23 protein-coding genes are annotated in these 22448 nt (G+C 42.8%); 4 read left to right on the top strand and 19 right to left on the bottom strand.

The window, feature by feature from the left end; all coding sequences use genetic code 11:
• From LNTAR_RS02870 to LNTAR_RS02915, 10 genes are all read right to left on the bottom strand, one after another.
• Nucleotides 1-553: hypothetical protein (locus LNTAR_RS02870; protein WP_040914180.1), on the bottom strand; the 553-nt coding region annotated here is incomplete at its 3' end.
• Nucleotides 550-1119: a M35 family metalloendopeptidase gene (locus LNTAR_RS02875; RefSeq protein WP_007277133.1), complete on the bottom strand. Its 570-nt coding sequence runs from the start codon at nt 1117-1119 to the stop codon at nt 550-552. The genes LNTAR_RS02875 and LNTAR_RS02870, both read right to left, overlap by 4 nt.
• Before the next feature lie 151 nt (nt 1120-1270).
• Nucleotides 1271-1822, bottom strand: a complete 552-nt coding sequence (locus LNTAR_RS27855) for a transposase (protein ID WP_083799926.1) — start codon at nt 1820-1822, stop codon at nt 1271-1273.
• Nucleotides 1720-2409, bottom strand: coding sequence for a transposase (locus LNTAR_RS27860; protein WP_040914181.1), 690 nt, complete (start codon nt 2407-2409; stop codon nt 1720-1722). The genes LNTAR_RS27855 and LNTAR_RS27860 overlap by 103 nt, the downstream gene beginning before the upstream one ends.
• 277 nt (nt 2410-2686) lie before the next feature.
• Nucleotides 2687-3442, bottom strand: coding sequence for an RHS repeat-associated core domain-containing protein (locus LNTAR_RS02890; RefSeq protein ID WP_007277136.1), 756 nt, complete (start codon nt 3440-3442; stop codon nt 2687-2689).
• Between the two features lie 54 nt (nt 3443-3496).
• Complete coding sequence (locus LNTAR_RS02895) at nt 3497-4456, bottom strand: ABC transporter ATP-binding protein (RefSeq protein ID WP_007277137.1); 960 nt, start codon at nt 4454-4456, stop codon at nt 3497-3499.
• The gene (locus LNTAR_RS02900) at nt 4453-5466 is read right to left on the bottom strand and encodes an ABC transporter ATP-binding protein (RefSeq protein WP_007277138.1); all 1014 of its coding nucleotides are present in this window, start codon (nt 5464-5466) and stop codon (nt 4453-4455) included. Before LNTAR_RS02900 ends, LNTAR_RS02895 begins: the two co-directional genes overlap by 4 nt.
• On the bottom strand, nt 5463-6851 hold the full coding sequence (locus LNTAR_RS25035; RefSeq protein WP_007277139.1) for an ABC transporter permease: 1389 nt from the start codon (nt 6849-6851) through the stop codon (nt 5463-5465). The genes LNTAR_RS02900 and LNTAR_RS25035 overlap by 4 nt, the downstream gene beginning before the upstream one ends.
• Before the next feature lies 1 nt (nt 6852).
• Nucleotides 6853-7788: an ABC transporter permease gene (locus LNTAR_RS02910; protein WP_007277140.1), complete on the bottom strand. Its 936-nt coding sequence runs from the start codon at nt 7786-7788 to the stop codon at nt 6853-6855.
• On the bottom strand, nt 7785-9383 hold the full coding sequence (locus LNTAR_RS02915; protein WP_007277141.1) for a peptide ABC transporter substrate-binding protein: 1599 nt from the start codon (nt 9381-9383) through the stop codon (nt 7785-7787). Before LNTAR_RS02915 ends, LNTAR_RS02910 begins: the two co-directional genes overlap by 4 nt.
• Before the next feature lie 215 nt (nt 9384-9598).
• On the opposite strand from LNTAR_RS02915, the gene LNTAR_RS25040 reads away from it, so the two are divergent.
• The 3 genes from LNTAR_RS25040 (at nt 9599) to LNTAR_RS02930 (ending at nt 13284) form a co-directional block, all read left to right on the top strand.
• On the top strand, nt 9599-10252 hold the full coding sequence (locus LNTAR_RS25040; protein WP_007277142.1) for a hypothetical protein: 654 nt from the start codon (nt 9599-9601) through the stop codon (nt 10250-10252).
• 15 nt (nt 10253-10267) lie between these two features.
• Entirely contained in the window at nt 10268-11065 is a 798-nt protein-coding gene (locus LNTAR_RS02925; protein ID WP_007277143.1) for an alpha/beta hydrolase, read from the top strand.
• Nucleotides 11066-11184: 119 nt separating this feature from the next.
• Nucleotides 11185-13284 (top strand): protein-disulfide reductase DsbD family protein, encoded by a 2100-nt coding sequence (locus LNTAR_RS02930; protein ID WP_007277144.1) that lies wholly within the window; start codon nt 11185-11187, stop codon nt 13282-13284.
• A gap of 70 nt (nt 13285-13354) precedes the next feature.
• Here the strand turns inward: LNTAR_RS02930 and cspE are convergent, their stop codons facing one another.
• The 7 genes from cspE to rpsT all read right to left on the bottom strand — a co-directional run bounded on the left by cspE (nt 13355) and on the right by rpsT (nt 19350).
• Entirely contained in the window at nt 13355-13561 is a 207-nt protein-coding gene (gene cspE / locus LNTAR_RS02935) for a transcription antiterminator/RNA stability regulator CspE (RefSeq protein WP_007277145.1), read from the bottom strand.
• Between the two features lie 239 nt (nt 13562-13800).
• Complete coding sequence (locus tag LNTAR_RS02940; protein WP_007277146.1) at nt 13801-15678, bottom strand: SLC13 family permease; 1878 nt, start codon at nt 15676-15678, stop codon at nt 13801-13803.
• Nucleotides 15671-16276 (bottom strand): flavoprotein, encoded by a 606-nt coding sequence (locus LNTAR_RS02945; RefSeq protein ID WP_007277147.1) that lies wholly within the window; start codon nt 16274-16276, stop codon nt 15671-15673. The genes LNTAR_RS02940 and LNTAR_RS02945 overlap by 8 nt, the downstream gene beginning before the upstream one ends.
• 116 nt (nt 16277-16392) lie before the next feature.
• A complete protein-coding gene (pyrH, locus tag LNTAR_RS02950; RefSeq protein WP_007277148.1) occupies nt 16393-17103 on the bottom strand; it encodes a UMP kinase in 711 nt (236 codons plus the stop codon).
• Nucleotides 17104-17112: 9 nt separating this feature from the next.
• On the bottom strand, nt 17113-17904 hold the full coding sequence (gene tsf, locus LNTAR_RS02955) for a translation elongation factor Ts (protein WP_007277149.1): 792 nt from the start codon (nt 17902-17904) through the stop codon (nt 17113-17115).
• Between the two features lie 61 nt (nt 17905-17965).
• The gene (gene rpsB, locus LNTAR_RS02960) at nt 17966-19003 is read right to left on the bottom strand and encodes a 30S ribosomal protein S2 (RefSeq protein ID WP_007277150.1); all 1038 of its coding nucleotides are present in this window, start codon (nt 19001-19003) and stop codon (nt 17966-17968) included.
• Nucleotides 19004-19083: 80 nt separating this feature from the next.
• Complete coding sequence (gene rpsT / locus LNTAR_RS02965) at nt 19084-19350, bottom strand: 30S ribosomal protein S20 (protein ID WP_007277151.1); 267 nt, start codon at nt 19348-19350, stop codon at nt 19084-19086.
• Between the two features lie 268 nt (nt 19351-19618).
• On the opposite strand from rpsT, the gene LNTAR_RS02970 reads away from it, so the two are divergent.
• Nucleotides 19619-20230, top strand: a complete 612-nt coding sequence (locus tag LNTAR_RS02970) for a c-type cytochrome (RefSeq protein ID WP_007277152.1) — start codon at nt 19619-19621, stop codon at nt 20228-20230.
• Between the two features lie 16 nt (nt 20231-20246).
• On the opposite strand, the gene LNTAR_RS02975 is transcribed toward LNTAR_RS02970, so the two are convergent.
• Nucleotides 20247-21830, bottom strand: coding sequence for a LamG-like jellyroll fold domain-containing protein (locus LNTAR_RS02975; protein ID WP_007277153.1), 1584 nt, complete (start codon nt 21828-21830; stop codon nt 20247-20249).
• Nucleotides 21830-22342: a sigma-70 family RNA polymerase sigma factor gene (locus LNTAR_RS02980; RefSeq protein WP_007277154.1), complete on the bottom strand. Its 513-nt coding sequence runs from the start codon at nt 22340-22342 to the stop codon at nt 21830-21832. Before LNTAR_RS02980 ends, LNTAR_RS02975 begins: the two co-directional genes overlap by 1 nt.
• Between the last annotated feature and the right edge of the window lie 106 nt (nt 22343-22448).

The following is a 22448-nucleotide window of genomic DNA, read 5'->3' on the forward strand; positions in this document are numbered from 1 at the left end:
AAACTATCAGAGAAATGATCCCGTGTAAATTGGAACTGTCTATTATCTTACCAGTATCTAAATCAAACACATACTTTTCTTTATGGGCTGTCTCTAAAATAAGTATATTATTTTCATCATTAACATCTATCGATTCGTAATATGTAAGAGAATTATTAATTTCCATTATTTTCATAAAATTAATTAAATCTGACTTTTGATAATAATTAACTTCTTGCCCATTTTTGTAGAATGTTATGTCTCCTTTTTTATGATTATTAAAACGAACGATACTACTACCGTCTAGAGACATATATACCATGAACGTGTACCAATCGATTGTCCAAATTGGATTAGATGTATCTTCGATATTGTACAAACCACTCTTGTTATATATTAATGAATTGCCTACATTTTTTCTTTCACGCTCCAATTGTTTTGGATCAAGGGCATTCATAATAAATATATGTTTACCATCTCGAGTTTTCTGTTTCCAAGAATAAGGTGAATTTTCCACCAGTCCCTGACATAGAAAAGGGGCAATTAGAATTACAAATAGTAGTTTTTTCATCATTTAAAAATTATAGTATCCGCTGCTTTTACATTATATTGTAAACGACCGTCTGCAGCATCATTTATAAATAATCTTTTTGGGCGATAACTTCCCATTATAAAACCAGTAATTGTGTCAGAATTGTTGATTAATTGCGTATTTGATGGGTACACCGGTTCTTTACTATCAATTTGACTCTTATTAGGCCAATCTCCCCCTGCCTCATATGTTCCATCAGAATTAAAGTATGCATAATCATCAATACTAATTTTGGAACCGTGTGATGTTTCGTGAATAATGATCCATTTTCTATGGTTATCTGTAAAGGCTTTAGTCCAAAATTGATTAGATAATAAATACTTTCCAAACAAACCAGTGTATTGTTCACTTTGATACCCCGCAACGCCAGCACCGAGCTCTATAAACTGCTGACATTTGAAAGAAAGTCCATCTTTAAACTCATCTAACATACCTTCTAATACTCCGTAAACCCTTTTTATATCATCTACTCCTAAATCTAAACTCGAGTTAGGATTATTACCAAAACCTGCCGCAAAATATCGGTTAACGTCAGAAGTGTTCGGCATCTTTGGTCTTTTTTGAGAAAAACACCACGAATCGCAAAAAATGAAGCGCACCTAAAGGCTTATCTCTAATTCTATAAAACACCTATCAGAATTAAGGTCTCATCCGGGCAGGGGTAGATTACAAGACCCCTGCGAAGCATGCGTCTATATTTTAGTTTTGTTTACTTTGTGCAATTGCATCATCAAGTTCTTCAACTGAGGCATAGCGCAGGAAAAAGAACTGTATCATCTCCATTTGTCTTAAAGTTGGTTTCTTGCCAAACAAGTCAAACAGCATGATGGCGGCGATAAGCGCCGAATACATTTGTATTGCGACACCATTGGAAGATTCAGCGAGTAGTTTGCGACAGCCTAAAATGGATTTAAGCCATTTAAAAAACACTTCAATTTGCCAGCGCTGACGATAAATCGTACTGATAATAGCGGCATTCAGTTTTTCAGGAGCTTCTGAGGTTACCAAAAGGATTTCTTTATCATTAAATGCGCCCGTTCTTACCAGTCTTATTGGCTTGAGTTCGCGATCAGTGTCCCCAAGGTAGACTAACTGGTCAGAGATTACCCCTTCCTTGCGATCCTTTTCGGTGATTTCATACTCTTTGATCACAGTAAGTTTGGGTTTATTGCGAATGCGAATAGTAAAAAGTGCTCCACGTTGTTGAAGCTCTTCAAATAACTGTAATCCAAGCCGTAATAACGGTCGCAAACATACATGACGCCTGGTTGAACCATCTTGAGAAGAGCTTTCCGTTCACAGCTATTCCCGGCAGTTATAACAGCATCAACAGCACTTTGCTTTAGTAGAGAAAAACCCAAATGAAGCTTTGCTGCTTTGTGGTTTTCATCGAGCCATTCAGCCCAGAGCACCCTCGTTAAGGTTTGAAATAAAGATCCATCTACTGCAACTAAATCCTTGACAGCAGCTAAGAGACTTCGATCCTGGATTTTATTAATGGGAATTTTTGAGGATAACTTTTGAACTAAATGTTGTAAAGAAGTCGCATCAAAAACATGTTGTGCCTCGGAAAAGCTTCCTAGACTTATTTTTCCAAGGGTCACATGTTCTTGAACTTTTTTTAACTCACTGGCAGCACAAAGCCCTCGCATAGATTTCAACACAGGGTTAAACAAAGTAAAGAGAATAGCTGAGGCATAATCGAGGTAATGCAATTTGCGTCGAGGGTCATCTTCGGAGGGGTGACGCGGATGGTGCTCAAGCTCTTTTGTCAGTTTCTCTCTGAACTCTTGAACCAAGCACCAGCGCTTAAGGTTTCGTTCTTCTGTTTTGGTCATCTTCTTCATAGTTAGGAAGATATAGATATAATCCAGAAAGTAAAGTGTTCGTAAAGCGTTGATTTAAAGCAGTTTACAAAGTCTACAAATAGAGTGACCCTAAGTACAGTTAGTCTCTTTTTTTGATCATGACAGAGGAAGAGTCGTGTTAATTACTTACGAGTGCGGTGTACTAAGCCTCAGGACGAAAATAAATTCACCTATAAAAAAATCGCGAATTTTGGCACAATTACTGGTGGGATTAAAAAGGTTTAACTTTTTTCAAAATGCTTAAGCACTAACTTAAGCATTTTCGATGCCGAACACTTCTGCGGTTAACGTTTAATTCAGTTCTTGCTGTCGTTGGATTCAGCTCTTCTTTGTTAACCAACTGATGTACTAAGGCTGAAACCATAACATATGACTTATATGTTTCTTTATACGCTTCTGATATTAACCTTTCTAAAACTTTAGCAGCTTCCTCTTCAGAACAACAATTTTCAACTTCAAATGATATTTTTCCAGTTTTATGCCTCTCAAAATCATATTGATCAAAAGCTCCTGCCGAAACTTTCACTGAAAATTCTCTTTTTAATTTTAAACCACTGGGATCTACCCCAAACTGTCTCGCAAAATACCCACTGTACATATTCATGCCGTCTACATACTCAAGTGGATCACGAGATATGAACTGGCCTAGTTCAGTTGAGTAGTAACGGGCTCTAAAGTCATCCGAATTGGCATCATAGGCATTGTGTGGACTTATGGAATCGTATTGCTTGGGGGAGGCGTCGTAGTTGTATGAGAAGATAAGGAATATAATGCAATAAGGGGTTGGGCTGTAGAGGATGTTGCAATTTCGATTTAGTTTGAGTGTGGTGCGATAGTCGAGAGTAGAGGTGCGGGTATCGTAGGCATAGTCTAAAGCAAGAGTATTACTATTGGGTCGATGAAGTTTTACGGGGAGAAGGCTAATGTTTTGGGAGTCGTAGGTATAGTTTTTATCTAGGGAGAGACGTAGAGCGTAGGCATTTTGATTGAAGAAAAATGCCATGAGTAAAATAAAGGAGGTGTGAGTAATTTTAATGATATTATGCAGCTTTATAGATTAGGAGGTTTCGTTGTGAAGGTGGTGGCAGGCGACTTGGTGGTTGGTTTCAATTGCTTTGAGTTCCGGGCGCTCGTTCTTGCAAAGGTCGCTGACATGCGGGCAGCGACTGGCAAAGGGGCAGCCGCGAAGGATTTCGGATGGCGAGGGGATTTCGCTATTATCCATTTGGATTGAGGGGCTTTCTCGTTCGCGTTTGGGGTCGGGTAGTGGATTCGAAGAGTTGAGCTTTTGCGTGTAGGGATGCTTGGCGTGGAAGAAAACTTGATCCGCAGGACCAATTTCCATGATTTGACCTAAGTAGAGCACGGCAATGCGATCAGAAATGTGGCGCACCATGGAAAGGTCGTGAGCAATAAAAAGTAAAGTGAGACCAAAGTAGTTCTTAAGCTTTTGCAGGAGTTTGATAACTTGTGCTTGAACTGAAACATCGAGGGCAGAAATAGGTTCGTCACAGATCACAAATTTAGGTTCGACAATGAGGGCGCGGGCAATACCGATGCGTTGACGTTGGCCTCCTGAAAATTCATGAGGGAAACGAGAGGCATGATCGGGATGAAGTCCCACTTTCAGTAGCCAGTCTTGAACTTTCTTTTGCACAGAAGCTTTGGCTTCTTTGCGTAAGCTTAAGCCCTCCCCAATAATTTCACCAACTGTCATGCGGGGATTGAGTGATGAGTAAGGGTCCTGAAAGATCATTTGGATTTCTTTGGAGAGCCTAAGGAAATCTTTGGCCGAGTATTCATCAGGTAAAAGCTCGCCATTGTATTTGATGGAGCCCTTAGTTTTTGAATGGAGTCCCGCAATAACTTTGCCAAGGGTGGATTTGCCGGAACCGGATTCACCCACGAGGCCGAGGATTTCGTTGGCGTGAATTTCTAGGCTGACTTCATCGAGAGCTTTGATGTGTTGCCCCTTAGAGAGGTGAAAGTGTTTGGAGAGCTGATTGATTTTGATCATTTGCGATCTCCGCAAAAAAGTTCAGGCTGATCTGGAGCTTGAGGGTGCTGTAACCAACAACGACTCAAGTGATTTTCTTCGGGCTCAAAGATTGCTGGGGCGCGATCTTGGCATACTTGATAAGCCATGGGGCAGCGAGCGGCGTAAGCACAGGCTTTGGGAGGTGAGAAGAGGTCGGGTGGGATGCCATCAATGGGGATGAGTTCGGAGGATTTTCCCTCTTGTGAATTGGGTAGGGCTTGTTTGAGACCGAGAGTGTATGGGTGAGCGGAACGATAAAAAATGTCGTCAACGGAACCGGTTTCTACGATTTGCCCAGCATACATCACGGCCACTTGATCAGCCATGCGAGCGACAACACCGAGGTCATGGGTAATGAGGATGAGTGACATTTCGTATTCTTTCTGGAGATCTTTTAATAAGGCTAGAATTTGGTCCTGAATTGTCACGTCGAGTGCGGTGGTGGGTTCGTCAGCAATGAGCAATTGCGGTTTGCAGGCAACGGCCATGGCAATCATCACGCGCTGGAGCATTCCACCAGAGAATTCGAATGGGTACTGATTGAGGCGTTTCTTGGCTTCGGCAATGCGTGTGAGTTCAAGTAAGCGCAAGCTCTCTTTGAGCGCCACATGTTTGGTCATGCCTCTATGGATGATCAGCGATTCAGCGATTTGATCACCAATCTTTTTTGTGGGATTAAGGGAACTCATGGGGTCTTGGAAAATCATGGCGATTTGCGAACCTCGCAAACGGCGCATTTCACTTTCTTTGAGTTTGAGTAAATCTTGTCCAAGAAAGTTGGCGGTACCAGAAGCAATGCGTCCTGGAGGCATAGGAAGTAAACCCATGATTGACTGAAAGCTGACTGATTTGCCGCAGCCCGATTCACCAACGACGGCTAAAGTTTCTCCCTTAGCAACGCTGACATCGAGTCCGCGCACGGCATGCACCACGCCACCATAGGTATCGAACTCTACATGAAGATTATTTATTTCGAGTACATTTGTCATTCTCGTGACCTCATTTTTGCGTCGAGTGCATCTCGTAGACCATCACCTAGGATATTGAAAGCGAGTACGGTGATACTAATAAAAACAGAAGGGACAATGAGTAAATAGGGGTAAGTGATCATCAGTTTGACGCCTTCGTTACACATGGAGCCCCAAGAAGTATCGGGCAGAACGACGCCCATGCCGATGAAAGACAGGAAGGCTTCCGTGAAAATACAGGAGGGAATCGCAAAACTTAAGCTCACGAGGATGACCCCAAGTGTATTGGGAAGTAGGTGCCTGAAGATGATGTAGAGCGGGCTACCACCTAGGAGGCGTGACGCTTGTATGTAAGGCTCTTCTCTGAGTTGGAGGACTTGGCCGCGAATTAAACGTGCACTTCCTGGCCACGAGAGGATGATCAAAGAAATTAAAATGATATTAATCGAGTTTTCTGATGAATTGCCTGCGGCGACTTTAAAAAGGATCATGAAGAGGAGGAAGGGCAAGGCAATGACAAAGTCTGTAAAGCGCATGATGAGGCCGTCGGCTTTGCCGCCGAGATAGCCGGAGATGCCACCGATGAGGATGCCGAGGAAGATGTAGATGAGTGGGGCAATAATGCCGATGTAAAGTGAGACTTGCCCCCCTTTCATGATGCGAGCGAGAAGGTCGCGACCGAGGCTATCTGTGCCGAGAGGATGCGCGTTGAGAGTGACGGTATCGCCGACTTTTACATCGTAGCCAAGTCGTTTGGCATCGGAAAGACTAAAGGCCTGTTCAACATTAACTTGCAGGGTGCTGTAAAGCGGACTTTCTTCACCATTCTGATCAATGGCGACCACGGAGTAATAGTAGTCGATGAGTTCGAGTTTAAGGGCGTCGCGGTATTCTGTGCCTTTGACTCTAGCGAGAGGAACGCCAAGGGTTTGGCGATCGAGAGGGACTAATTCATTGCGGTAAATTTGGAAGGCATGGGCACATGGGGGTGCTTGCCAAGATAAATGAATTTGTACTGTGCTCGCTAAGCCGCGGGTCTCAAGGCCAGAAACGGCTGAGTTGAGTTCGCCAGCTTGAGGAATAAAAGTTTGTGAATCTGAACTGTCGGGGTCGGCAATGATTTTAGCTGCGCGGCCTTGGAAACTCCAAGATGGCGCCTGTAGAGCTTCGTTGAGTTGCTGTTGGTTAGGGTCCACAGTCCAAATGAAGGGGCCAAGTAGGCAAATGCATAGCATGAGAATTAAGCTGAATGCGGCGGCCATGGCGCGCTTGTTTTTGACAAAGCGACGCATGGCGTCCTGCCAATAGGATTGCGAAGGGCGCATTTTTTCATCGGCAGCATCGACTTTGGGTAATGGTGTGAAGTCGAGTTCGGCGATCTCAGGAATTTCGGTAGATTTTTTCATTTTATTTCTCCACCTGGATACGTGGGTCAATGAAACCATAGAGGATGTCCACGGCTAAAACAGTGAGGACTAAAAAACTTCCGTAAAAAACGGTGGTTCCCATAATCACCGTGTAGTCGTTTTGCTGGACTGCTTGAACGAAAAATTTTCCGAGCCCAGGAATGGTGAAAATCGTTTCGATAACAAAACTCCCTGTGGTAATGGCCGCAATAGCAGGGCCAATAATTGTGATGACGGGAAGTACTGCATTGCGCAGTTCGTGGCTGAAGAAAATTTGTTTTGGACTTAGACCTTTGGCGCGTGCGGTACGGATATAATCTGAGTGAATGACTTCAAGTAGCGAAGATCGCATAATTCTTGTGAGGAAGGCCATGGTGCCAAGGCCTAGGATCATGGCGGGAACAATTTGCGAGACAAATGATTCGGTGCCACGGTAGGGTAAATTCCAGCCAGTGGCAGCATTGAGTTTAACAATGAGTAATTGAGTACCACTGGCAAAGACAAAAGAGGGCACAGAGATAAAGAGGATGACGAGAATCATGCTCGTATAATCTGGTAGTCGATTGCGGTATTTAGCAGCAATTGCACCCCACATGATGGCGCCTGTGGTGGCAAAGAAGATGGCGAGTAAGCCGAGCTTAGCTGAAACGGGGAAGTGATTAGCAATAATATCATTGACTTTTGTGTTGCGATTCGTGTAGGAGAAACCGAGATCACCTTCGATAAAAGTCTTTTTGAGGAAAATGCCGTATTGAATCGCAATGGGTTTATCGATGCCATATTCGGCTTCAAGGGCCTTGCGAGTTTCGGGTGTAATCGCTTTTTCACTACTTAGAGGATCGCCCGGAACCATGTGCATGGCAAAGAAAGTGGCGGTAGAAATAAAGAGGATGGTGATGATGCCGTGCCAAAGTCGCTTGAGAAGATATTTTTTCATTCTTCAATCCTCGCATAAGTGAAATTGGGGTCACCGCCAGAAATGACGCGGAGAACATTTTTCAACCTTGAGTCTCTAACGTAGATGCCACCGCCTTCGAGAAGTGGGTGAATGGGACATTCTTCTGTGAGGATTTGGTGCATGCGATGAAAATTACGACTGCGCACATGGGGGTCAATAGATTTATTCGCTTCGATCACGAGTTGATCGTATTCCTCGTTTTTAAATTTGCCGCGATTATTATCGTTCCAGCTCGCGAAGAGGTCACCAAAAGTCATGGGGTCATAGTAGTCTGGTCCCCAGCCCGCACCAACGAGGTCAAATTCGCCGCGGTTTGATTTTTCGATACGCAGTTTAAAAGTTTGAATATCGAGGTTGAGGTTTATATCGAGCTTGTCTTTGAGTTGGAATTGAATGTATTCTGCAGTTTTGATTGAGCCAGGAGAATCGGTGACTAGGTAGTTGAGCTTGATTTCGTCAATACCTAATTCTTGGCGAGCTTCGGCAATGAGTTTTTGAGCTTTATTGTAGTCGACGGGATTGGGTACGAAGTTGTGTTCGCTATGGAGTTCCTTTTCGGCTCCAGGAAGCCAGGAAGGAAAAATACTTGGGGCAGTTAAGTTGCCTGGCGTACCGAGGACTTTATTGACCACGTCGTAGGAACTAACGACCAATGAAATGGCTTGGCGAAGTTTTTTGTTCTGCGTGAGTCTTCCTTCACGTTGGTTGAATTCCACATAGAGCACAAAACCCGATTTATAGGTCAACATGGGGAGGCGTTGTTGCAGGGCACTTTTGATATTGTCGGCATCCAGGGAAGCCATGCTGACATCTTTAGAAACAAACATATTGAGAACCGTTTTTGGTTGGTCAATGATGGGCATTTTGATTTTGTTGAGCCAGACTTGGTCGCGATTCCAGTAATGCGGATTCTTGGTGAGGTTGATTTGAGTCTCTTTGGTCCAGCGAGTAATAGTGAAGGGGCCATTGTAGAGGATTTTCTCGGCGCTAGAGGCGTATTCGCGACCTGGGAATTTCTCGAAAAAACTTTGTTTAATGGGCATGAAACTAACAAAAGTTGTGAGGGTAGGGAAGTAGGCGCAGGGATAGGCGAATTCTACTGATAGGGTGTGGTCGTCGAGGGCTTTGACTCCCAGTTGATCAGGCTTGAGCTTCCCTTTTGCGACTTCCGCAGAATTTTTTAAGGGCGCCATGATGAAATTATATTCGTTCTTGGGCGAGCTGGCGATGCGCCAACCATAGACGAAGTCGTGGGCAGTTACTGGGGATCCATCGGACCATTTGGCATTTTTGCGAAGTTTGAAAATGGCGGAGTCTTTTTTGATATCCCAAGATTCAGCCACTCCACCTACAAGCTTTTTGTTTTCATCCATGCGCATGAGGCCTTCGTAAATGTGTGCTTGCACCGTAAAGGCGACGGATGAAACGGGACCGATTGAGCTTAGTGTTGGGGGTTCTTGGGAGAGTGAGTAGGAAATACTACGCTCAGTAAAGTTAACGCCTTCACCCTCTTGTTCACAAGAGCAGAATGCTAATGCGAAAAGCGCAAAAGTAATGATGCGAAAAAATGACAAATTGACAACTCCTAATTGATCTATGTATTTTAATCGGATCGAGCCTGTATTCAAGCGAGTTTTTAGGGGAGGCGAAGATTATCTGAACTCTTATTTTATTGAAGTTTTCTGTTTTGAATAAGCAAAATTTTTCTCTAAGCAAAGATAAAAGGATAATTTCGCTTGTAGAAGGACTAAGTTTTCACTACATTTTAGTAAGATAAAGAGGAGTGTTTATGTATAAGTGTCCAGGATGTAATAGCGAAATTAGTCTAGATGATGTGAATGTGAGTACTGATATAGCTTTGTGTAGGGCTTGTGGTCAGACGAATTCTTTCGCCGAAATGAACGAAACTGCGGGGCTTCCTGATTTTAATGAATTAAAGCAACCTAAACATATTAGGATTGAGCCCGACTTTAGCGATGGGAAAAGTTTAGTTTGTAAAAAAATGAGTCCGATTGCGCTGTTTCTGATTCCTTTTACTGCCGTGTGGAGCGGGATGTCGATGTGGGGGATTTATGGGACACAGTTTATGAAAGGGGAATTTAACCTAACCATGTCATTGTTTGGTCTGCCCTTTTTATTTGGGACAGTTGTTTTAGTGAGTGTTTGCCTATTTTCTCTTTTTGGAAAACGAGTAGTGACTATGGGCAATGGGCGCGGCTTAGTTTTTGTGGGCGTTGGTCCTCTGGGATGGAAACGTCGCTTCTTATATACAAAAAATTTAAAAGTCAGCGTGGACTATTCGGCTATGCGACAAAATAACCGCCCAGTAAAATGTATTTACATTAAGGGTGGATCGAAAGAACTTAAATTAGGCTGGGGAATGAAAGATGAGCTTTTGGAATACATTGCAGCTTTCATCAGATACGAAGCCGATAAAGCTTAAAATCATAGGATAAATATGAGTAAATACGATAAGATAGATTTGTGGGGTGACTTATACCCAAACTTGCCGAAAAGAGTAACTTTAACGCCTTTTGCGCTCGAAAGTGGTGAAGATTTTGCAGCCGTCTTAGTTTTGCCTGGCGGTGGTTATGGTTTTTGTTCCGAGCAAGAGGGTGACCCCGTAGCCGCTTGGTTTAATAGTATGGGGATGAGTGCTTTTGTGCTCGACTACTCCGTTGAGCCTTGCAGGTATCCTCAGCCCTTAAATGATGCTCGCCGTGCAATGCAGTACATTCGCACCCATGCTAAAAAGTTTAATATTGACCCGAATCGTGTGGGTGTAATTGGTTTTTCAGCTGGTGGTCATTTAGCTGCTAGCTTATGCAACCTGCATGATGAAGCCAATATAGAGTTAAGTGATGAGCTTGAAGCTGTGAGTGCACGCCCAGATTTATGTATTCTTTCTTATCCCGTTATTTCTTGGGGAGAGTTTGTACACGAAGGTTCTAGAGGAAATCTTTTGGGCGAAAACCCAGGTGAGGCCTTGCTCGATCACACGTCTATGGAGAATGCAGTGAAGCCATCAACGCCACCGACCTTTTTGTGGCATACCGCTGAAGATGAACCAGTTCCCGTGGAAAATTCTTATCTCTATGCAATGGCTTTACAAAAAAATAAGGTCCCACATGAATTGCATGTGTATCCTGATGGTGAACATGGAGTGGGATTAGGTATGATTGATTACCGTCGGGATGCTCACTACAGTCAGTGGCGTCATTCTTGTGAGAAGTGGCTCTTAAAGAATGGGTTTTAAAACACCTTTGTTTTAAAGGGTTTACAACTAATTTCGGTTAAATGTATAAAAGAAGTGTAAGGAATTGCGGTAAAAAAGGAATTGTCTACAGATCTTCAAAATTAGATAGGATAGAAAACATGAATAAACTTTTACTCTTACTTTGCTTCTTTGCGAGTCAGATGACTTGGGCGCAATTTGGTGCTCCGTCGTATGAGGAGCTGATTACAACAAAAATCATTCCTGAGTATAGCTCTTGGGAGAAAGAGACTCAGAGAGTCTTAGTTAAAACCACAATTGCAGATGGTTTTAGTTATTACTGGCGAAATGGTGGTGAAAGTGGGGTGCCATTCAATATAGAAGCTAACTTACCTGAAGGTGTGGAGCTCGTCGAAGTCCTGTGGGGCTCTCCTAAATATAAAATGTTCTTTGGTCAAAAAACTTTTGCCTACGTGGGGGGCTCTTATCATCTTCTAACGGTAAAGAAGAATTCGGATCTAAGTGGTGAATATGATTTTGATCTGAATAATCTCTTTCAGGTCTGCAATGATGCGAACTGCTTTGCTCCCAAGCGAGTGAAATTTACTGGTAAATTCAATATAGGGTCAGAACAAATTAACCCCGAATTTGCTGAGTACTATAAAAAGGCTCAAGCTTATTTACCTCAAAAACCAAGTGATGATTTGGGGATTTCTGTAAAGCGCGATGGCAGTGGTTTTAGCTTAAATTTAAATAAGCAGGCAAGTGATGATAAACTCTTTTTCTTTAATGACTCAGAGAATCTCGTTGCTTTTGGACAAGAATGGAAGGAAGAGGGCGAGTCTCAAGTAGCGCGTCTCGATTTTAAGGAGGATTCAGAGCTTAAAGAAGAAGTTTTAAAAGGAACTTTGCTCATTAAGTCAGCTGCTGGTCAAAAGGCTTACTTAATTGATAGTTCAAAGTTAGCTGATGGTGCAATGCTAAGTGATGCTTCCGCAAAAGAAGAAATTCCTGTGGATGAAATGGTTGTCGAAGGTGAGAAGCCAAATTTCTTTATTACGATTGCTTACATGTTTATTGGCGGTTTACTATTAAACTTAATGCCTTGTGTATTCCCTGTTTTAGCCTTAAAAATTCAAAGCTTCCTCAATCAATCGTCTGAAGGTAAAGGTAGTGCGCTTAAGCACGGTTTGGCTTACTCATCTGGTGTGTTGATGTCCTTTTGGGTACTCTCTTTAGTTATAATTATTCTTAAATCAAAGAACGGTAATTTGAACTGGGGTTTCCAGCTTCAAGATCCTGCCTTCGTACTTGGCATGGTGGTCTTACTCTTTGTCATTGCCTTGAATTTCTTCGGCGTCTTTGAAATGGGTGTTTCTTTAACCGGAGCAGGACAAAAAGTGAAAAAGGAGGGTGCGGGCGGATCTTTTATGAGTGGAGTACTCGCCACAGTCGTTGCAACGCCTTGTGCAGGTCCATTCTTAGGTGTGGCACTCGCAGCGACCTTCAGTATGTCTTCGTTCCCCTTATTGCTATCTTTTACCGCGATGGGCTTAGGTCTGAGTTTTCCCTATTTGATTTTGGGTGTAAAACCCGAGTTGCTTAAGTTTTTACCTAGGCCAGGAGCTTGGATGGAGCGCTTTAAGCAATCAATGGGCTTTTTGATGTTGCTCGCAGTGGTTTACTTCTTTTGGACTTTAGCCGCAATGATTGATGTGGACTGGGCGGTAAGAGTGTTGGCTTCTTTGGTCGGCCTTGCTTTAGCACTTTGGATTTACGGTGCATGGGGCGCTCCATGGGTAGCTGCAAAAGTTCGTTGGACATGCATAGCTTTAGCCGTCTTAGTGGGTGGTTTCAGTGCGGTGTTTGCGTATGACGCCAGTCAGCAAGGTGGAGTTATTACTACAAAAGCTCCTGATGAAATTGTATGGCATCCTTATAATGAGGCGGCAATAGAAAAAATTGAAGCCGAAGGCAAGCCGTACTTTGTCGATTTTACAGCTAAGTGGTGCAGTATTTGCCAGTGGAACAAAAATACAGCCATTCGCAAAGAGGAGACTTACCAAGCGTTTATTGCTAAAGGTGTAACTCTTTATGAAGCAGATTTAACCAAAGAAAACATAGAGTTATCTAAAGCCATGAGAAAGTATGGCCGTACAGCAGTACCAGTTTATGTATTATTTGATGGTAAGGAATGGAAGATCTTGCCCAATACTTTGACTCAAGGTTTACTCATTGACGCAATCAATGAACTTCCATAAGTACAAATAACAATCATAAAAAAAGCCCCGCATCAATGATACGGGGCTTTTTTATAAAAAAGAAATGCTCTTAAAGAACTGTAAGGTTTACAGCTTGAGGACCTTTCTGTCCGTCTTCAACATCAAATTCTACTTTTTGTCCTTCTTCAAGAGTTTTGAAACCTTGACCTTGGATTGCGCTAAAGTGAACAAAAACATCTTTGCCACCATCTTGTTCGATAAAGCCGAAGCCTTTCGTTTCATTGAACCATTTTACACGGCCTTGTACTGTAGACATAAATAATCTCCAATTTTTTAATATTACCATGTGATACAAAGTACCACAACGACTGGAAAGATGCAGAAATTATTTACTTACCAAGAACGGAACGACTTCACTAAAAGTTGTGTTGCTATAAAGTAGATACTGAAATCTTACCTGCAGAAAGGTACAGGGTATTTTTTATAATACTCAGTCAACTGCATTAAAACATTATTGATTTTTCGCAAATTTTCGATGAAAATGAGCTAAATTCCTCAGAATTTGAAGAAAAGAGGGATAATTATCGCTGAACATGCAATCACAATGAGTGAAAGAGGAAGTCCACTTTTTAGGTAATCAGAGAATTTATAATTACCGGGTGCATAGACCATCATGTTGGTTTGGTAGCCAATGGGAGTGGCAAAAGATGCGGAGCCCGCAATGGCGAGGCCAATCACAAAAGGCAATGGCGAGACAGTCATTGAATTGGCGACATCGACCACAATCGGGAAAGTGAGAGCTACAGCAGCGGTATTAGTGATGAGCTCAGTTAAAAACCAAGTGAGTAAGCAGCAAAGAAGTAAAGCGAGATGAGGATTGTCGGCGGGGATTAAAAAAGTGAGCCCATGGGCAATTTGTGCAGCAGCACCACTACTTTCTAGTCCAACCGAGAGTCCGAGTGCTGCACCAATAACAACGAGGATGTTGAGATCCACTGATTTTAGGGGGCTGACTTGAAGGTCTTTTTCTAGAGCAATCATCAGTAGGGCAGCCGTTAAAGCGGAAGTCATGATGTTAATGATTCCCAAAGCTGGTAAGGCTGACATGATGGCTGTAATTAAAATCGGGTATAAAGGTGGACGACTTTTTTTCTCTTCAGTTTCTTCAATCTCTGATAAAATAGTGAAATCTGAGCTGTTTTTCCAGAATTCTACAAAGGTTGGGCGAGCTGCAATGAGCAGGGTGTCGCTCGTTTTGAGCGAAGTACTGAAAAAGTTGTCGATCTCTTGAGAGCCACGGTGGAGTGAAAGTACGGCAGCCATGTAGCGTTGACGGAACCAGATTTGCTCAATGCTTTTACCGGTGAGAGCTGAGTTTTGTGGGATCAGCAATTCATAGAGCTGATATTCTTCGCTATCGGCATCTAAATCAACGGGGACGAGCCCAGGAATATCCTGTAGTTCATCCATGTGACTTTTTTCACCTGAAAAAGTCAAGATATCACCACTGAGCAAGATCCAATTTCGAATATTGGTGTTGGCCGTATTGCCGGAGGGACGGCTGGCACTCATGATAACAAGGCCATCGATTTTTTGTAGGTTGGTTTCTTTGACGCGCTTGCCGTCGACAGGGCTTACGGGGCTTACTTTCATTTTCATGATATAAGTACGAATTTGTTCGCTATCGTGACTGTTGTTTTTCGGAAGTAACTTAATGGCGAAAAAGATGATCCAAATGATACCGAGGGCGAGGCAGAAGAGGGCGACAGGAGAGAGTGTAAACATACCGAGGCCCTCTTCGAGTGCAGGGATGCCAGAGCGGCGCATTTTACCATGGACAATGAGGTTGGTTGATGTACCGATAAGTGTGCACATGCCACCCAGAGTCGTAAAAAATACCATGGGGAGCAGCAGTCGTGAAGGAGAGATTTTATGTTGATTCGCCCAGCGCTTAATAGCGGGGATAAACATCGCCACAACGGGGGTGTTGTTCATAAAGGCCGAGAGCGGGGTGACAACACAGGCGATTCGGAGGGCAGCTTTTTTCTCATTAGTTTCATTATTGAGGATTTTTTGTGAGGCATACTCAAGCCAGCCACTGCAGCGGACCCCCTCGGCAACAACAAATAGGGCGCCTACGGTGATGAGGGTTGGTGAGCTGAAGCCAGAGAGAAGTTGACGGCTGTTTTCTAGGACTTGTTCACTTGTGAGGCCATGTTCCTTGTCGTAGATAACTGAACCGAGAAGCAGGAAGGTGAAGCTACCACCAGCGCAGATGGAGGGTTGTGCCACGTCTTTAAAAATTGACAGGAACATCAACCCGGTGAGTAACATGGTGAATGTGGCAAAGGAGAAAAGGTCTAGAGTAAACATGGCGATGAGGATCATGCCAGGAACAATTAAGTAAGTGCAGATGCCACCAGGTTTATTCACTTTTAAGCACCTCGATACAGTCATTGACGAGAGTCTTGATTTCGGGGAGTTTATTCTTGCCATCTTCTTGGCGCGGTTGGATGAATTTTACTCCTAAATCAGCGAGGCTTTTCATTGAGTCAACGAGGATTTGGTTATGCATGATACCATTCATGCAAGGAGCAATTAAAATCGGAGTTTTCCGAAATTCTAAACAGCCAAGGGCGCAAGCCATAGCAGTCGACAATGCATTGTCAGCAATTCCCTGTGCCATTTTGTTGATGCTATTGTAGCTGGCGGGAGCGATAAGAAAAAGATCGTAGGGATAATCAGATTCGAGGTGCTCTGCGTCGGCGCTTAAAGAAGTGATGACTGGATGGGTGGAAGTCCAGTGAAGGCTGGTTTCGCTGACGAAGTTGAGGGCGCTTTCGCTAGCAAAGACTGTGACAGATGCGCCATTTTTGCGAAGTTCGCGAATGAGGTCGGGGCAGCGGTAGGCAGCGATGCTGCCAGAAATGAATAGAGCAATATTTTTACCTGATAGAGCTTGGCTGCTGGGCTTAACGGCATGATCACTTAGATCACTGAAAGCGGGAGGTGAAAAATTCCACTCACTCATTTTGACTATCCTATTAATTTGGACTCAATATAAGACCTTGTGCGAAAGTCGCAAGTTTAGCGGGATGAGCTATCGGCTAAATATGAAGAGGGTTTCTCGGGAGATGAGAGAGGGGCTTACTTTACAACCGTTGCAGCTTCTGTGTTACCACAAAGAATATTTTTAAGTACGCCTTCTTGGTGGAAGTCAAAAACAACAATCGGGAGTTTGTTATCCATGCATAAAGTGAAAGCGGTTGAGTCCATAACTTGAAGTTGCTTGCTTAAGCAATCGGTATAAGAGATCTCTTTGTACTTCACTGCATCGTCGTATTTGACGGGGTCCTTATCGTAGATGCCATCAACTTTTGTACCTTTAAGGACAAGTTCAGCGTTGATTTCGTTAGCTCTAAGAGCCGCAGTTGTATCAGTAGAGAAATAGGGGCTGCCAGTTCCGGCAGCAAAAATCACGACGCGACCTTTCTCTAGGTGTCTTACGGCTTTACGTCGGATGTAGGGTTCGCAGATCTGCTGCATAGCTATGGCAGATTGAACGCGAGTGGGGATGCCAAGACTCTCCAAGCCATCTTGAAGAGCCAGGGCATTGATGCAAGTTGCCATCATTCCCATGTAGTCACCTGTGGTACGATCCATTCCTTTGCGAGAAGCACTAAGGCCGCGGAAAATATTTCCACCGCCAATAACAAGCGCAACTTCGACGCCCATGTCAACAACTGATTTGATGGCTTCGGACATTTCTTGAACGATAGCCGGGCTAATGCAGTTGTCGTCGGAGCGAAGAACTTCGCCACTGAGCTTTAGGATGATTCGTTTATATACAGGTGACATGGGCAATGATTACTTGCCGATCTTGCAGAGAGCGAAACGCTTTACAGAAGCTTTAGGGTAAGCTTGTGTAATAGTGATTTTGTCATCCATGATCCAAGGTTGGTTAACGAGACATACGTCTTTGAACCATTTTTGAACTGAACCATTAATGATTTTGTCAGCGATTTCAGCAGGCTTGCCTTTTGCTTTTTCAGCGAAGATATTTTTTTCTTTTTCGATGTCTTCAGCAGGAACGCCAGTTTCATCAACATAAGAAGGGTTGAATGCAGCGATGTGCATGCCGATAGCTTTGAGGCCAGCTTCGTCGATTTCGCCTTCAACGTCAACGAGAACGCCGATGCGACCGTTACCGTGAATGTAAGTGTGGAGTTGACCTTCAGTAGTCCAAGACTGAGCTGAAACGATCTGCATATTTTCGCCAATAGTAGCGATCATAGTTACGAGGTCTTCTTTCTCTTGACTTGCTAACTCTTCAGTAACGTCGCCGTTAGAGTCTTTAGCAATAGTCTTGTCGAGGAGTGAAGCTGCATAGTCGCGGAAACGGTCAGTGTTACCTACGAAGTCAGTTTCACAAGAAAGTTGAGTGATAGCAGCTTTGTTACCGTCAACCTTAGCAACAACTACACCTTCGTTAGCTTCGCGACCAGCTTTTTTAACAGCCTTAGCTTGGCCTCTTTTACGGAGGATTTCAACAGCTTTATCGAAGTCGCCTTCAGATTCAGTGAGTGCTTTTTTGCAATCGAGGAGGCCGCAGTTAGTAGCTTTGCGGAGTGCAGCGATGTCTTTAGCAGAAATAGCCATTTGTCATTTTTCCTTAAGTTTTGTTTATGCGACCCGAAGGTCGCATGGTATCAAAAAGTTCTTACGCTTTAGCTTCAGGCTCAGCAGCCTCTTCAGCTTTTTCTTCTTTAGCAGGAGCAGCTTTTTCAGCAGTCTCTTTCTTAGGAGCGGCTTTTTTAGCTTTAGTCTCTTTCTTAGGAGCAGCTTTTTCAGCTTTTTCTTCCTTAGCAGGAGCAGCCTTTTCAGCTTTAGCTTCTTCAGCTTTTTTAGCTTTAGCGTCAGCAGCTCTCTTAGCTTTAGCTTCTTCAGCTTTTTTAGCCTTTTCAGCTTTAGCTTTCTCAGCTTTCTCTTTGTCAGCTTTGATTTTCTCAGCTTTTTCAGCTTTGGCTTTCTCAGCTTTGATTTTGTCTTCTTTAGCTTTTTCAGCAGCTTTAGCGTCAGCAATACCTTTACCCGCAACAACAGCAGCGCTGAGTTGGTCGAAGATAACTTGTACTGAACGTACAGCGTCATCGTTACCAGGGATACCGTAAGCAACAGTGTCAGGATTTGAGTTTGAGTCGAGGATAGCAACTACTGGAATACCGAGTGATTGAGCTTCTTTAATAGCGATGTGTTCTTTGTTGATGTCAACAATTACAACAACTGCTGGTGGTTTTTGAAGGTCAACGATACCAGAAAGAGAGTTCTCAAGTTTAGTTTTTTCACGACGGATTTGTGAAGCAGCTTTCTTCTTCATTGCGTCGAGAGTGCCGTCTTCTTCCATCTTAGTGTATTTTTTAAGCTTAGCAACACTCTTACGGATAGTAGTAAGGTTAGTAAGTGTACCACCTAACCAGCGGTATGAGATGTAGTGCATGTTGCTTGCTTTTGCAGCTTCTTCCACAATCTCTTGTGATTGACGCTTAGTACCAATGAAGAGTACATCGCCGCCATCAGCAACTGTTGAATAGAGGAATTTACAAGCATTATTAAGAGCAACCATAGTTTTGCTCAGGTCGAAAATGTGGATACCGTTTCTAGAACCATAAATGTATGGCTTCATTTTTGGGTTCCAGCGACGAGTTTGGTGGCCGAAGTGTACGCCGGCTTCAAGTAGGTCAGTAATTTTGATTGACATATCTCTTCCTATTGGTTTTGAATGCTTTGGTTTCGGTAGTCAAGCATTCTGGATTAAATTTTATTTTTGGTAAAGTTAAATTATTTGCTAGCTTTATTTAAAGCGAGATTAAGACGTGATTTTCTACGGTCAGCAGTTGCTCTTTTGACGACGCCTTTTTTAACGGCTCTATCGTATGCAGAGAAACAAACTTGAAGAGCTTTTTTAGCTTCTTCAGTGTTGCCTTCAGTAAGTGCAGCGTTGAACTTCTTTTCAAGAGTCGTGATCGCGCTTTTGCGAGCCTTGTTGCGGACGCGTTTTTTCTCGTCGGCTCTTATATGTCTTTTCGCAGAAGGTGCGTGTGCCATATTTAATTCCTATGATTTTGTTTATAATTATGCTTGTCCTCATGTCCTGAGACAAAAGGTCGCGGAAAATAGCGTTTCTTCTATGACTTTCAAGCTAGTAAAATACTTTTTTTTAAGTCTGTGGAAATGAAGTGATTTATGTGAGAATTTTGACCTTTGAATAAAGCTGTTTTTATGGACTTATAATGAAGTGCTGTTAACCCTATATTATTTGCAACATAGAGTTTATATATTAACTTAACTACAATAAATAAGTTTAAAGGGTTTCATGAAAAAGTTCATGGTTTTATCGGCGTGTCTCTTATCGGGAGTGTTATCAGCAGAATCAACAGTGGCTGAGCAGGCGGAACAGATTTTTAAAGAGCGTTGTACGGCTTGCCATTTGGATGATGGCCATGGCTTGAAATCAATGAAGGTGGCTTCGATTGCGGGTTTGCCCCGCTGGTACGTAGCACAGCAATTACGGCATTTTCGCGATGGCAAGCGTGGTGCGCATATCAATGACGTGGAAGGCAAGATGATGCAAAGCATGACTCAAACATTAGATGATAAGAGTGTGGCTTTTTTAGGAAAGCACATCCAGGGAATGAAGCCCCTTAAAAAACGTCAGACAATAAAAGGAGGCGATAAAGTCGTAGGTGAAAAGATCTACAAAAAGGATTGTGCTTCTTGTCATGGAGAAAATGCTGAAGGTGTAAGGAGTTTGCTAGCGCCGCCTTTGACAGTTCAAATAGATTGGTATTTAGAAGGCCAACTCAAGAAGTTTAATGAAGGCATTCGCTCACATGTTGAGGGGAGCAAGAATCCTACGAAAGATCAAACAAAAGATTTGCTAGCTTATTTATCGAGTATAGATAATAGCAAAGATGAGGAAAAGTAAGGTAAATCGAAACTCATTAGGGGGTTTTTGATTTCTTATAAAAATCCAAAACTTCTTCAGCTGAAAAAGCGCGTCGATGAATAGAGAGGAAGTCCACCTGTCCAGGTGTACTTCTGATATCTTGAGAATTTAAAGGAACCCAATTCATTAAGTCGCACCAACCGATAAAAGGTGGTGTCATTGATTGTTGGTGAATTTTTGACTGCTTGTCAATACTTTTACCATTGAGGTAAAGATGAATTCCTTTTTCTTCTATGTTAAAGGTAAATGAGATTAAAAGCCACTGCCCAAGGATTTGTTCAGGTTTTAAGAAAATGCTGTTATGGACAAAATTTTCTCGACTATCAATTTTGAAAAAAGCACCTTTCGGCAAAGTAACATACTGTAAAGTGATCTGATTGGGATCCCATTTTTCACTTAGGAAAATTCCCAGGTGATTGTTGTTTTTATTGAGCTCATCTATTTTTACCCACATATGATAGGTCATGGCATCGAACTTTTCATTTAGGAAAAATTTGACGCGATCATTGGGGCTGTCGAATTTTAAACTACTGGTACCAGGGAAGCGTCCTTGATCCCAGTTTGCGCCAATGATTTTACCATGAGCGGGCTCGACTTCACTGCGATGTACTTCTTGGATGAGTTCCTGAGGGTTGTTGATATTTGGAGCAAACTGATAGAGGAAAGCTGTGTCGGGATCATATTTAAGTTGATGAATATAGCGACGCCAAGCAGCTAGCTTTTCTTTTGAAGCAAGTTGAGCTTCTGCACGAACACTTTCGGTGCTTTCGTAAATTTCTTGCTCAATGAATTTTTCATCTTTTAAAGAATAGTTTTGACCTGCATGGATCATTTGCACCAGTTCGCCATCAATAAACGCGACTTCTCCAGTGAAGCAGTTGCTCGTTGCAATAGAATCTTCGATGTGAACGCCAAAATCGGCTCCTTGATCACTGAGCTTGCCGTGTTTGGTGATGACTGAAAAGCCTTTTCTTGCCAATGAAGATTTAAGTCGCATTTTTCCATAGTCTAATTTTAGAGAGCTACTATCGATGAGTTCGATTTTTGCAGGAGCCTCGACACTGATTTCCATGCCACTACTCATTCCTAGGATAATTTTCCCTTTTTTGAGGGTGAGCCAGCCAGCTTTGAGGTCTTGGCCTTTTTTGAGGCGAGAATCAAAAGTGTTTATACTTGAGCTAATGGTGGCAATGTGATGTTCAAACTGGCTAGGGATGTCTTCTAATGTGGGCTCAATTTTTTCAGAACTATGATTTGATTTCAGAGAACCGATTGCGAAACCCGCAGCTAAAAGGCTGACGATAAGAAATAATTTCAAGAAAAATTTTGAGGACTCTTTGGGTTCTTGAGGGGAATCGACAAAGCCCAAGACCTGATCATTAGTACGGCGATTTTTTAAACGTTCGTCGAGACTGATGTGTTGATCACGTATGCTGAGAAAGATGAGGCGAAGCTCTTCGCTTTCTTTGAGTAGGGTATTGAGCTCAAGCACTTCTTTCTCATTGAGTTCAGCTTCATGGGATTGATGGATGAGCTCAAAAAGCCGACGTGATTGACGGTTAAGTTTTAGTTTTTCCATTAGGCATCACCTCTTTTGCTACGTACGCAGAGGTAAAGGTTTTGCCTAATTTTTTGCAAAGCTTTACTAAGAGCATTGGCTGTGGTGTTCTGCTTTTCGGCGAGATCATTAATTTTGCCATCTTCGCAATAACGATATTCGATGAGACGACGGTCGCTATTTTTGAGTTTACAGATGCATTCATCTAGAGAGGCTTTGAGATCATCGAGTTGGGATGAGTACTTTTCTGAGGTGTCGACTAGTTGATCAATGCAGTCGGGGTCGAGGATGAGTTTTTTCGTTTTCTCGTTTTTGCGGTAGTAATTGCGCATTTCATTATAAGCAAATTTATAAGCCCAAGGAAGGAAAGGTTGATCCTCTTTGTATTGTTCGTGTTTTTTCCACAAAAGCATGGCAGTACTCTGCATGATGTCTTCGGCATCACTAGAATTGAAGACGAGTCGCTGAATATAAGCGCGGACTTGGCCTTCGTGGCGGATGTAGAGATTAACGAACTGTTCTGAAGGATGCATAAAATAAATTGACTTTTTCTTTATTATCGTGCCTAAAATAAGAAATCTGCTTCAGTAAATGATAAAAAAGTGAAAAAAATTTCAAAAAGCTAGGCAGATTGATGAA

Source organism: Lentisphaera araneosa HTCC2155 (genome assembly GCF_000170755.1).
In the GTDB taxonomy this organism is placed as follows: Bacteria; Verrucomicrobiota; Lentisphaeria; order Lentisphaerales; family Lentisphaeraceae; genus Lentisphaera; species Lentisphaera araneosa.

Bases quoted from the DNA above. Each gene is read 5' to 3' on its own strand.
- LNTAR_RS02930 (WP_007277144.1), top strand. From the start codon at position 11,185: ATGAATAAACTTTTACTCTTACTTTGCTTCTTTGCGAGTCAGATGACT.
- LNTAR_RS25035 (WP_007277139.1), bottom strand. From the start codon at position 6,851: ATGAAAAAATCTACCGAAATTCCTGAGATCGCCGAACTCGACTTCACA.
- LNTAR_RS02900 (WP_007277138.1), bottom strand. From the start codon at position 5,466: ATGACAAATGTACTCGAAATAAATAATCTTCATGTAGAGTTCGATACC.
- pyrH (WP_007277148.1), bottom strand. From the start codon at position 17,103: ATGTCACCTGTATATAAACGAATCATCCTAAAGCTCAGTGGCGAAGTT.
- cspE (WP_007277145.1), bottom strand. From the start codon at position 13,561: ATGTCTACAGTACAAGGCCGTGTAAAATGGTTCAATGAAACGAAAGGC.
- LNTAR_RS02945 (WP_007277147.1), bottom strand. From the start codon at position 16,276: ATGAGTGAGTGGAATTTTTCACCTCCCGCTTTCAGTGATCTAAGTGAT.
- LNTAR_RS02970 (WP_007277152.1), top strand. From the start codon at position 19,619: ATGAAAAAGTTCATGGTTTTATCGGCGTGTCTCTTATCGGGAGTGTTA.
- tsf (WP_007277149.1), bottom strand. From the start codon at position 17,904: ATGGCTATTTCTGCTAAAGACATCGCTGCACTCCGCAAAGCTACTAAC.
- LNTAR_RS02975 (WP_007277153.1), bottom strand. From the start codon at position 21,830: ATGGAAAAACTAAAACTTAACCGTCAATCACGTCGGCTTTTTGAGCTC.
- LNTAR_RS02875 (WP_007277133.1), bottom strand. From the start codon at position 1,119: ATGCCGAACACTTCTGACGTTAACCGATATTTTGCGGCAGGTTTTGGT.
- LNTAR_RS25040 (WP_007277142.1), top strand. From the start codon at position 9,599: ATGTATAAGTGTCCAGGATGTAATAGCGAAATTAGTCTAGATGATGTG.
- LNTAR_RS02980 (WP_007277154.1), bottom strand. From the start codon at position 22,342: ATGCATCCTTCAGAACAGTTCGTTAATCTCTACATCCGCCACGAAGGC.
- rpsT (WP_007277151.1), bottom strand. From the start codon at position 19,350: ATGGCACACGCACCTTCTGCGAAAAGACATATAAGAGCCGACGAGAAA.
- LNTAR_RS02910 (WP_007277140.1), bottom strand. From the start codon at position 7,788: ATGAAAAAATATCTTCTCAAGCGACTTTGGCACGGCATCATCACCATC.
- LNTAR_RS02925 (WP_007277143.1), top strand. From the start codon at position 10,268: ATGAGTAAATACGATAAGATAGATTTGTGGGGTGACTTATACCCAAAC.
- LNTAR_RS02890 (WP_007277136.1), bottom strand. From the start codon at position 3,442: ATGGCATTTTTCTTCAATCAAAATGCCTACGCTCTACGTCTCTCCCTA.
- LNTAR_RS27860 (WP_040914181.1), bottom strand. From the start codon at position 2,409: ATGACCAAAACAGAAGAACGAAACCTTAAGCGCTGGTGCTTGGTTCAA.
- LNTAR_RS02895 (WP_007277137.1), bottom strand. From the start codon at position 4,456: ATGATCAAAATCAATCAGCTCTCCAAACACTTTCACCTCTCTAAGGGG.
- rpsB (WP_007277150.1), bottom strand. From the start codon at position 19,003: ATGTCAATCAAAATTACTGACCTACTTGAAGCCGGCGTACACTTCGGC.